The 10,140-nt window shown below is 59.0% G+C and carries 13 protein-coding genes and 1 pseudogene; 8 read left to right on the forward strand and 6 right to left on the reverse strand.

The genetic code is table 11. The features are described 5' to 3' along the window. Positions 1-155: 155 nt before the first annotated feature. The 4 genes and pseudogenes from GL300_RS25710 to GL300_RS25725 form a co-directional block, all read right to left on the reverse strand. On the reverse strand, positions 156-407 hold the full coding sequence (locus GL300_RS25710) for a hypothetical protein (protein ID WP_155042525.1): 252 nt from the start codon (positions 405-407) through the stop codon (positions 156-158). Positions 408-998: 591 nt separating this feature from the next. Further along, the gene (locus tag GL300_RS25715) at positions 999-1,304 is read right to left on the reverse strand and encodes a hypothetical protein (RefSeq protein ID WP_155042526.1); all 306 of its coding nucleotides are present in this window, start codon (positions 1,302-1,304) and stop codon (positions 999-1,001) included. 241 nt (positions 1,305-1,545) lie between these two features. After that, positions 1,546-2,810: pseudogene (locus tag GL300_RS25720) on the reverse strand (IS3 family transposase). Between the two features lie 483 nt (positions 2,811-3,293). Then, positions 3,294-3,851 (reverse strand): CinA family protein, encoded by a 558-nt coding sequence (locus GL300_RS25725; protein ID WP_246195456.1) that lies wholly within the window; start codon positions 3,849-3,851, stop codon positions 3,294-3,296. Positions 3,852-4,131: 280 nt separating this feature from the next. On the opposite strand from GL300_RS25725, the gene GL300_RS25730 reads away from it, so the two are divergent. Together GL300_RS25730 and GL300_RS25735 are read left to right on the forward strand one after the other, a co-directional pair. Next, complete coding sequence (locus tag GL300_RS25730; protein ID WP_155042527.1) at positions 4,132-5,226, forward strand: sensor histidine kinase; 1,095 nt, start codon at positions 4,132-4,134, stop codon at positions 5,224-5,226. Between the two features lie 197 nt (positions 5,227-5,423). Further along, on the forward strand, positions 5,424-5,999 hold the full coding sequence (locus GL300_RS25735; protein ID WP_155042528.1) for a PRC-barrel domain-containing protein: 576 nt from the start codon (positions 5,424-5,426) through the stop codon (positions 5,997-5,999). Here the strand turns inward: GL300_RS25735 and ku are convergent. Further along, positions 5,927-6,865: a non-homologous end joining protein Ku gene (gene ku, locus GL300_RS25740; protein ID WP_155042529.1), complete on the reverse strand. Its 939-nt coding sequence runs from the start codon at positions 6,863-6,865 to the stop codon at positions 5,927-5,929. The genes GL300_RS25735 and ku overlap by 73 nt on opposite strands. A 152-nt stretch (positions 6,866-7,017) precedes the next feature. Between ku and GL300_RS25745 the strand changes: the two genes are divergently transcribed. The 6 genes from GL300_RS25745 (at position 7,018) to GL300_RS25770 (ending at position 9,852) form a co-directional block, all read left to right on the forward strand. Further along, a complete protein-coding gene (locus GL300_RS25745; protein ID WP_246195460.1) occupies positions 7,018-7,248 on the forward strand; it encodes a helix-turn-helix domain-containing protein in 231 nt (76 codons plus the stop codon). Positions 7,249-7,253: 5 nt separating this feature from the next. Continuing rightward, positions 7,254-7,490: a DUF6894 family protein gene (locus GL300_RS25750; RefSeq protein ID WP_155042531.1), complete on the forward strand. Its 237-nt coding sequence runs from the start codon at positions 7,254-7,256 to the stop codon at positions 7,488-7,490. A 142-nt stretch (positions 7,491-7,632) separates the two neighbouring features. Next, on the forward strand, positions 7,633-7,785 hold the full coding sequence (locus GL300_RS25755; RefSeq protein WP_155042532.1) for a hypothetical protein: 153 nt from the start codon (positions 7,633-7,635) through the stop codon (positions 7,783-7,785). Positions 7,786-7,900: 115 nt separating this feature from the next. Then, entirely contained in the window at positions 7,901-8,377 is a 477-nt protein-coding gene (locus tag GL300_RS25760) for a sigma-70 family RNA polymerase sigma factor (protein ID WP_155042533.1), read from the forward strand. Between the two features lie 57 nt (positions 8,378-8,434). Then, positions 8,435-9,082, forward strand: a complete 648-nt coding sequence (locus tag GL300_RS25765) for a hypothetical protein (RefSeq protein WP_155042534.1) — start codon at positions 8,435-8,437, stop codon at positions 9,080-9,082. 239 nt (positions 9,083-9,321) lie between these two features. Beyond that, on the forward strand, positions 9,322-9,852 hold the full coding sequence (locus GL300_RS25770) for a hypothetical protein (RefSeq protein WP_246195462.1): 531 nt from the start codon (positions 9,322-9,324) through the stop codon (positions 9,850-9,852). A 19-nt stretch (positions 9,853-9,871) separates the two neighbouring features. On the opposite strand, the gene GL300_RS25775 is transcribed toward GL300_RS25770, so the two are convergent. After that, a partial coding sequence (locus tag GL300_RS25775) for a transposase (RefSeq protein ID WP_155042536.1) occupies positions 9,872-10,140 on the reverse strand: 269 nt, incomplete at its 5' end.

The following is a 10,140-nucleotide window of genomic DNA, read 5'->3' on the forward strand; positions in this document are numbered from 1 at the left end:
GTGATAGGAGATATGCTCGCCCGCACGTTCGCGATATGCGGGTTTGGGCAGCTGCCGCCTCAGAAGGTTTTCAGGGACGCTCATTCTACTCACCTTTCCATCTGGATGAGCCGAGTGTGCCTCAAAATGGAGGCCGGCGCATATTCGCCCGAAACTCATGACGCCGGTGGGATGAGCTTGCCCCAACGTGGGTTCCACTTAGCCCCTTGGTGAAGGTAGGCCCCGCGTCGACAATGAAGCCATCGAAGGGGGCTGGCTAACCCCTGCTCTCGATCCGCTGCGGGCTTCGTTCCGCCGGGGCCGTCAAAACTGTAACGGACGGTGATTGTGCCGTTCGAAAACACCTCAAGACAGGTCATGTCGGCGGGAATGTCGTTCAGGTCGCGGATCTGTTCGAACGTCAGCATTTGCTCCTCCTCGTGCTGAACGACCAGCTTGCCGCCTCGGGGGCTAGCAAAGTAAGACGGCATCGCGACGCACCTAAACGTCGAGGCCGAGCATGGCAAAGCCGCCCGCCAGGTAGGCCACTCCGAAGTCACAAATACGTATCCAATACCCGCCGGGCTTTTAAGTCCGGACCTGAGACTATCCCTCCCTCTGATTTTCACCACAAGCGCAGGCGCACGTTAGCCCGAGGGAAGCGCGGCGACGGCATCGAAGCCGCGATCGAGATCACGCAGGTGGCAGGTCACAGGCACACACCTCAGCCTGCCTGCGAGCCTCCCTCTGGCTGTCCGCAACTTGCCGTTTTTATTCTCGGTGATCGGCAATTTCGTACGGTCGAGATGGACGCCACACCAGCTGCACTGGCTACCATGCTGCCCCGGACGATGGTTGATCTTGAGGAAGAGCAGCACTGGATTCGCGATGTGGGATCGGTTCTAATGCGCGGGCGCCGGTCATCAACCCGCCAACCCGCGCAAGATGGCGATCCAAGAGCTCTACAGCAATAGTTATCACCGCCCCTCCGCTCGCACCGGCGGACGGGTTGTTACATTTCAGTCCAAGCGAGACTCGGGAGTCGCATCCTCGCGCTTTCGGTTAAAAACCTCGCATTCCAACATGTCGGCAATGAAAATCAACCAGTTCACTAGCCCAAAGCGGGGATTGAACTGCTCAACGTGATCTATGGCCCAGGTCAGCGTGCGTGCGACCAGTTCCTCAGCAGCTTTGTCATCAAGGCCCATGCTTCTGGCGTGAAGGATAAGATCCGGTATGCACTCGAGCGCCGTCTTATCCTCAGCGTTCCTCTCTCTGTCGGAGGAACAATTCAATTTTTCAAGTTCGGAGGGGCCAGTCGCCATCGAAGTGACCTCCAAGTTGGCTTGCTAAGAGATCGGTACCAACCTCCAGAATCCGGGGCGACACCTGTGGGGCTAGATAGTTTACGATCAGTTGTCAAACAGGTGGGTAAAAAACCTGTGAGGTCCACCGTCGTCAGCATCCTCGGCTCGCGCAGGTCGGGTGCTAGAAAGGTCGAACAATACTGCCGTCTTGACCTACATGCGATGAGTGTGGGTGGTCTTGCCCCGTTTCGCCGGACACTCAGGCGGTTGCGGTTTCAGCTGCGATGAACTCGCGGGGGCGAGCGCATCTTCAGCCCTGAGTGCGGGTGGTTGTCGTTGTAATCCTCGATCCATGAGCCGATCAATCCAAGGACCGTCTCGGCGTCTGGCAGGGGGGTGATCTGCACGTAATCACGCTTCAGGGTTTTCACGAAAGCCTCGGACATGCCGTTGCTCTGCGGGCTGCGCACCGGCGTGAAGCAGGGCTTCAGTCCGAGCTGGCGGGCGAAGATCTGAGTGTCCTTGGCGATGTAAGGTGAGCCCCTCGCCATCGGGCTCGAACCGGTGGCGCCGCGATGGCTCGATCGGTGAGAACCTCGATTACCGATGGCGCACGCAGGGCCGAGAACCGCCGCTCGACGGCCTCAAGCAACAGGTCGCGGATGTCGGAGCCGCTGATCCCGGCGTTTACCACGGCCCGCCAAGAGATGATCTCGCGGTCATGGGCGTCGATGAGGAAGGCCCCGCGGATGACATCTCCGTTCCAGCAGGTGAACTCGAACCCGTCCGAACACCAGCGCAGGTTCGAGCGCATCACGATCACCTTGCCATCGTGGACATGCTCGGGCCGCTCGGAATATTTGCGCGCAAGCAGCAGGTTATGGGACTTCATGATCCGGTAGGTCCGCTTGTGGTTCACCGGAGCGGCACCGTTCGAGCGCAGCTGCCGGTTCAGGATCGCGGTGATGCGGCGATAGCCATAGGTCGGCCGCGCGGCGACCAGGGCCATGATCTGCGGCATCAGATCGGCATCCTCGGCCTTGTGATAGCCCCGCCGTGGCCTGCTCCGTCCCTGAAGGCGGTCGATCAGGTTCGATCGCACCACGCCCAGCGTCTTTGCCACCGCCTTCACTGGAAATCGCCCTTCAGCTGCGACCGCACGAGCAAGGTCGGTTTTTTTACCCGTGACTTGTCCAAGGCCTCGCGCAGGATCTCCACTTCCATGGTTTTGCGCCCGAGCTGGCGTTCCAGCTCGCGGATCCGGCTGTCCATCTCGCGCACGACACGGTTGCTGGTGACATCGTCATCCTCGGTCACGGCGACGCTTCCTCCTACGAGCATCAGACGCCGCCAACGATACAGCAGGTTCGGCGCCACGCCATTACGCCGCGCCACGATCGAAATGCTGGCGTGATCCTCCAGCGTCTCCTCGACGATCCGCAGCTTCTCCGCCGCGCTCCAGCGCCGACGACGGCCGCCATCAGTGATGATCTCTACGTTAGCCATAAGCATGTCCTCAGGCATAAGCCTAAGCCTTCATGTTCAGGCCTGGGTGTCCGGTCGAAACGGGGGCCAGTTCAGTGGGAGCTTTTCATTGTAATAGCTGATCCAAGCACCGATCCCCTTGCGGACTTCGGAGCCGGTCTCGAAGGCTTCAGATATGTGCCAACCATTGGCGACAAACATCCTCGCGCAGTGAGACTGCCGGCGTCCGGAAATTGGGCTGAACTATGCCATGATAATGCTTGAGCGGGTACGAATGACAGGCGAGACCTCTCTCTGAGAGGGACCGACCATTCAAGATCGATCTTACCGATTCAACAGGAAGACGATAACACCGTTTAAGATGTGGGGACCAGTTCAACCTAAGGGGTTAAGCCAAAGGGGACCACTTTGGCTCGTGATCGATGGCAAGGGCGTTTTTCTCGTCGCAGGCGACGCCGTAAATGCCGTATGGCGCGTGGAGGCCTCTATCAGCCCCGCGCCATATGGTTCCGGCTCGCGCGATTAATCATTTACTTGCGAAAGACGTTCCTCGATCATGTCGAGTAGCACGCGCAAGCAGAGGCCGCGGATGGTGCCTCTGCCGAGAGGGCCGAATTTCTCATGACGTCCGACCGTCCAGTCCTGTCGGGCGGCTAGGGCAAAATGCACGTCCCCCTCGCGTCCTTCCTCGGTGGGTCCGGCAAATCCCGTGACGGAAATGGCAAAATTGGCGCTCGAGCGTTGCAATGCGCCGTCTGCCATTGCAACGGCGACCTCTCGGGAGACGGCTCCATGTTCGGCTATCAGCTTCGGATCAATTCCGAGGCAACGAATTTTTGCATCATCGCTATAGGCGACAAAGCCGCTGTCGAATGCGTGAGAAACCCCTTCCACATCGGTCAGAAGTGCTGCGAAGTCTCCGCCAGTGCAGCTTTCGGCAGTTGCAATAGACAGGTCGCGCCGGGAAAGCTCTAGCATTACAAGGGCCGCGCGCTGAAGAAGTTCGGATGAGTCTGATAAACGGTCTCTCATGGTGTGCTTTGACCTCGCAATCATCAACTCTCCAAGACGGATGATCATTTTTAGGAGCTTGGATTGGCTGTTGAACTAATCGATCCGTCGATCTGTTCCCGCGGCATCGATGCCAGAAATCGACATAGGTGACCACATATGTTGGATTGTCAGGATCGCGGGCAACACAAGCCTCTATGCGGGCTTGCCGAGTAGGAGGAAGGGTGGATGAGGCATTTATCGCCGATGCGTGACGATCTGGACACAATGCGGGTTTTCGCGCGATTTCTCTGTACAGGCTTGGTCCCCCTCAAAAGCTATGAAATCTGGTTCTCGCAAGAAGGGCATCATGAAAGCGGAAACACACACGCAGCAGACACAGCGCCTCAAGGCTCTTCGATCCTACGGCATTCTCGATACTGATTTTGAAACCGAGTTTGACGAGATCGTCGAACTCGCTTCGGCGATCTGTGGCACCCCCATCTCGGTGATCAACCTGATTGATGCCGAACGGCAATGGTTCAAGTCCGAGGTTGGACTGGGCGTTCGAGAAACACCGCTCGAGACGTCGATTTGTGCCCACGCAATTCTGCAGGATGATTTTACCGAAATTGAAGACACCGCGCTGGATACGCGCATGGCGGACAATCCACTGTGTGCCGGCGATACGGGTCTGCGTTTTTACGCGGGTGCGCTCCTGAAAACGCCTGAGGGACTTCCTTTGGGAACGCTATGTGTGCTCGATCATCGACCGCGACGCCTCTCGTCGCACCAGAAGAATGCCCTTCGGGTTCTTGCACGACAGGTGATGGTACAACTTGAGCTTCGCAGGGAGCTGGAAGCGTCTAGGATGTTTCGCCTTGAGGTCGACCACCGGGTGAAAAATTCGCTGCAATCCCTGTCGTCGCTTGTCCGGATTCAGATGCGCAGCCTGCGTGAGCCGGAGGCGATCGCGGCGATCGCTTCAGTCAAAAGCCGCGTGGACGCCATCTCCACCATGCACGAATTGCTTTACAAGACGGAACGCAGCAGCCACATTGATCTTGGCCAGTATCTCGCCTCGATTTGCGCGCAGCTATCTGCGCTCGCCCCACCTCGGTTAACCATCATTCCCAAACTGATCTCGATCGACGTGTCGTCTGATCAGGCAGTGGCGGTGGGAACGTTGGTTAACGAGCTGGTCCTGAACGCCTTCAAGCACGCGTTCCCACAGGGCAAGGCCGGCCTCGTTTCGATCAGTCTGGAAGCAATCGGGCAGGGCAGAGTCCGGGTGACAAGCTCGGATAACGGTCGCGGATTGGAGCTAATGCCCACGGCAGGTTCCTCTGGCTTGGGTATGAAGATCGCCCAACTCGCAGCCGCCGAACTTGGGACAGAGATCACTTTTTCCAACAATGATCCGGGACTGCGTGTCAGCTTCGAGTTCTTGCCTGACAGCGCCTGAGGCGGCGCTCAGGGGGACCAATAAGCAATTAAGTGAGATTGCCCTGCAAGCGCTGAAAGTAGTGTTTATCCAAGAAGACTAGTTCGGTTCCGCATTTTGACCTCCGATAACGATGATTTTTAGTCGGAACAATGCCGCTTTCTGCCTGTTGAACTAGCAACCGGATGATACCGGACCGCACAGAAGGAGATCGAGACATGAACAAGTTCTTTGCAACTACCGCTGTTGTCGCATTGCTGGCTGGTCCCGCCCTTGCTCAGACCGCGACGGAAACCACTCCGCCTGCGACGACAGAAGCACCGGCTACGCCGATACAGGCAGACAATGCGACCACTGCGCCCGCAGCGGACACTGCCGTAGCTCCGGCGGAAACTACTGCGGTCGCTCCGGCAGAGACCACTGCGACTGCTCCGGCGTCCGGCTTTAGCTATATGACCACAGCAGGCGATATGTCCGCCGAGACCTTTATCGGCAAGCGGCTTTACGTCTCCGAGGCCGATGTCGATGCCAGCGCCCAGATCAATGAACTCGACGAGGGCTGGGACAATGTCGGTGAGATCAGCGATCTGGTTCTAAGCAAGGACGGCCAGCTCAAGGCGGTGCTTGTTGACGTGGGTGGCTTCCTCGGTATGGGCGAGAAATCCGTTGCTGTCGCAATGGACCAGCTTCGCGTGATCCGCGACGGCGACTCCGAGAACGACTATTTCATCGTCTTCACCGCCAACAAGGCAGCGCTCGAGGCCGCGCCAGCTTTCGAGTGGCCGGATATGTGATCCTTCGCGGGTAAATGCCTGCGGCAGTCATCTGGCGTTAAGTCAACCCTTTGCCCATCTGGGGCCGAGGGTTTGATTTTACGCTGACGACATTCCCGCCCCGGCTCCGGAACCTCGCATTCCTGAAGATGTTTATCCACGGCATGAGGAAGCGGGGCAGTGCGTTGGCACCACGGGCGAACTGGAAAGGGATGCTGAAGATTTCCGAGCTGACCTGCCCGGTGGCGCTGCACAAGGCTGTCATCCCAATCAACCATCTGCTGGTCGATCAGGTTGCCAACCAGCTTCATCAGCGCCGCATCTGGCTTGGTCTTGCCGGTCTCGTTGAAATAGTCGCCCGCATCCCTGACCTCATCGCCATAGCGCAGGGTCCAAAGGACGATGCCCTTGCCGTGCGGCTCAAGCATCACCGCGCGTTCGCGACGATAAAGAACCAGCCTTGCGATCCCCACCTTGCCCGTCGCGGCCATCGCGTCGCGGATAACTGAAAACGCCTCTTCGCCGATCTTATCCGAAGGGCTCAGATAATGCGGCTTGTCGTACCAGATCCACGCGATGCTGGCGCTGGGGATGAACATCTCGATATCGACGGTGCGGGTGCTTTCCAGTGCCACGACATCCAACTCATCATCCTCGATCAGTACATGCTCGTCTTCACTTTTGGGATAGCCCTTGGCCTGATCGTCATCCTCAACGGTCTTGCCGCTGACCTCGTGGACAAATCGGCTCACGATGCGGTGTCCGTTGCGGGCGTTCAAAGTGTGGAACCGGACCTTTCCGCTGTCGCTTGTGGCGGGCATCATGGTAACCGGACACGTTACCAGAGACATCTTGAGATATCCCTTCCAGAAGACGCGGGGAGCCATTTGGCTAGTTCTCAGGCAGGCTGCCGGCGGCAGGAGTGCCCGCTGGAGCCTCGGGCACCACTGTGCGACTGACATCGTCTTCGGCTACGGGATCGGCCCCCATCCACCAGACCAAGGCGACCCCCGCAACCACGAGCGCCAGGATGATGCCGATGATCGCGGCGGGATGCTGCCGCATGGCGCGTTCGGGCTCGGTGACGCAAGAGCAGCTTGCCGACACGCTGGGCATCACTGTGGTCCATGCACAGCGCGTCATCGCGGCCCTGCGTCAGGACGGGTTGATCGAGTTGCGCGACCGCCAGATCACCATTCCCGATATTGCGCGGCTGATGGAGTTCTCGGAATTCAATCCCGATTACCTGCATCTGCCGCCGGAAAGCTGACGCCCATGCCCCGCTTTTATTTCGATATCGACGACGGGCTGCGCTTCACTTCGGATGATGACGGGCAGGCCCTGCCGGATCGGGCTGCCGCGCGAAACATGGCAATCTCGGTCTTGCCGCCACTGGCGCGGGATGTGATGCCCGACGGCGATCGTCACGCCGTCTGGGTGGTGATCCGCAACGAGGAAGGTGACGCGATTTTTCGGGCCGTGCTCGAACTCGTCGCCGAATGGCTCGATTGAGCCGCCGCCTTACGTTGAATATTCCCGGGGATTTGCTACTCTTCTCGTAATTGTGATCACCCGAAGGCGAGGTTTTGGGGCACATCCGGCCAGCTTAATGGTTCTTGCGGGTTCAAAGGAAGGCGAGATGACGGGATTGCCAATGCCGGACAAGGATGAAGCACCGCGCCTCGAGCCGGAACTGGACAAGGCATTGTCCGATTTGCTGGAACAGACGCGCAAAGAACCCCTTTCTCCCCGCTTGCAAGAGCTGGCCGATCGCTTGGCCAAAGCCCTTGCCGAGGCGCGGCAGTGAGCGGGCGCGCTATCTGACTCGCAATGGGCGAGGTAGCGCCCACGCGCCGCTCAGCCGGAACCAAGCCGCCGTCTCGACGTTTGCGTCCCTGAGGATGGACAGGGGAGGCTTCTCCATGTTGAAAGACGAGATCGTCGACCAGATACCCGCGCTTCGGGCCTATTCGCGCTGCTTGTGCAGATCATTTTCCCAAGCCGAGGATCTGGTGCAAGAGACGCTGCTGCGCGCCATCGAATATGCAGACAGCTTTCAGCCGGGCACAAATCTGCGGGCTTGGCTCTTTACCATCATGCGCAACCGCTTTTTGACGAATTGCCGTAAATCGGCCCGCGAATTGACCGGAGGCGTCGATTGCGTCTCGGATCAGCCCCGGGTCGAGGCCGGGCAGGAATGGTATATGCAGGCGATCGAGGTGCGACGTGTCCTTCGCGATATGCCCGCCCATTACCGCGATGCGATCGTTCTCGTCGGCGGTTTCGGTGAGAGTTATATCGACGCCGCGCGAATTCTCGATTGCGATATCGGCACCATCAAAAGCCGGGTGAACCGGGCAAGGCGGATCCTGCGCGAGGCCCTCGAGCCTGCTTTGTGAAGTTTGGAACATCGGCGCGGAAGACAGGTTCTCGACCTCTATTCTGGTGAGGCAACGATGGCAGAGAGTTCCGGATTCTTGACGACAACTTTGCGAGCCGGGCTTTTGGCCGCGCTCGTCTCGGGCTTGGTGCTGGGCGTGGCTGCAATGCTCGCTGGTCACCCGTTCTGGATGCCCCTAAATGTCACCACCCAAGCCTTTTTCGGCCCGGAAGTGGCGCAGGTCAGAGGTCTCGACCTGACCCATAGCGGGTTCGGCCTGCTCATCCATGTGGTTTCAAGTCTGTTCTGGGCGGTGATCGCAACATTGCTGTTTCGCGGCATTGGTCACGCTTGGATCGTCGGATTGGGCACCGCCCTTTTGGCGCTTGTCGTCGATTATGGCTTTCTACCGGAATGGATGAGTCCCGGCTGGCATCTCGCCATGCCCTTCATCGGCGTGGTTGCGGGTTTCGTCGGGCTGGGGATAGGTTTGGGACTAGGGCTTTCGCTTGCGGTCAGACCAGCACCCGTGCACCCGGTGCGCTCGGGAGGCCCGGCGCCCGTCGAAAGTGAGACCAATCACGGCGGTCCCGATGCATTGCGGCACCCGGGGCCGAATGTCATCAATCAGCGCCTTCAGCGCATCGATCCAGCCAATCTGGTGACCGAAGATCCCAATCGGCAGGGGCATGGTCCGAACCCGCCGCATAAGGTAACGAACTGAGCGGGCGTAACCTGAGGTTTGGCCCTCGGGAACAATTCCGCTCTTTGCAGGTTCGCAACTCCCACGCTTCACTGCGTATGGAGGAGAGGATGAGCAGACTATTCTCGACAACCGCTCTTATACTGTTGCTTGCAGGCGGCAGCGCCGTGGCACAGACAGCGACGACGCCACCTGCGGCGGATCCCGCCGCCCCGACAGCGCCAATGACCGCGCCAACAATCACAGCGCCCGAAGGCTATATGGCCGACAAAATCGTGTTCAGCGCCGAAAATCTCGACGGTGTGACGGTCTATGACGCGACGGGCGAACGCATCGGCGAGGTCCATGGTCTGGTCTTTGCCAATGGAACCACCGCCGGCATGGGCGTGACCCCTCCGGTCAGTGCGGTCAATCCGGTCTCTGATCCGATAGCCCCGGTGACGACCACCGAACCGACCGGCATGGCAACCACCGCGCCCGCCACCGGTGAGGCCGCCAAGGTCGAAGGCGACAAGATCGGCAATGTCGGCCATGATGCGACGACGATGAGCCCGACCGATGCCACGACGCCCCCGGCGCAATCGGCCGATGCGATGAGCTCGGCGGATCCGGGCGCGATCACCCAAGCGGTAATTGATGTTGGTGGCTTTCTCGGCATGGGCGAACATCGCGTCGCTATCCCGGTCGAGGAGCTCGTGGCCTATCGCAAGGAAAACGAGTTGCGGATTTATCTGCCCAAGACCCGCGAGCAATTGATGGCCTTGCCCAAATTCGAGGCCGATCCTGCCTAGGCTCAGGACTCGTTCTTGCTCATAGCCAGAACATCACCGTTGCGGCGAGAGCGATGGCTGAGAAGAAGGTCTCTGGTCGTCGGTCGTATCGTGTGGCGACCCGTCGCCAGTCTTTGAGGCGACCGAACATGATCTCGATGCGGTTGCGTCGTTTATATCGTCGCTTGTCGTATTTCACGGCCTCCTTGCGGGACTTCCGACCGGGGATACAGACGTTTATGCCTTTGTCTTTCAAGGCATCTCTGAACCAATCAGCATCATAGCCTCTGTCCGCCAACAGCCATTCGG

Origin of the sequence: Paracoccus litorisediminis, from assembly GCF_009711205.1 — a bacterium.
GTDB classification, from domain to species: domain Bacteria; phylum Pseudomonadota; class Alphaproteobacteria; order Rhodobacterales; family Rhodobacteraceae; genus Paracoccus; species Paracoccus litorisediminis.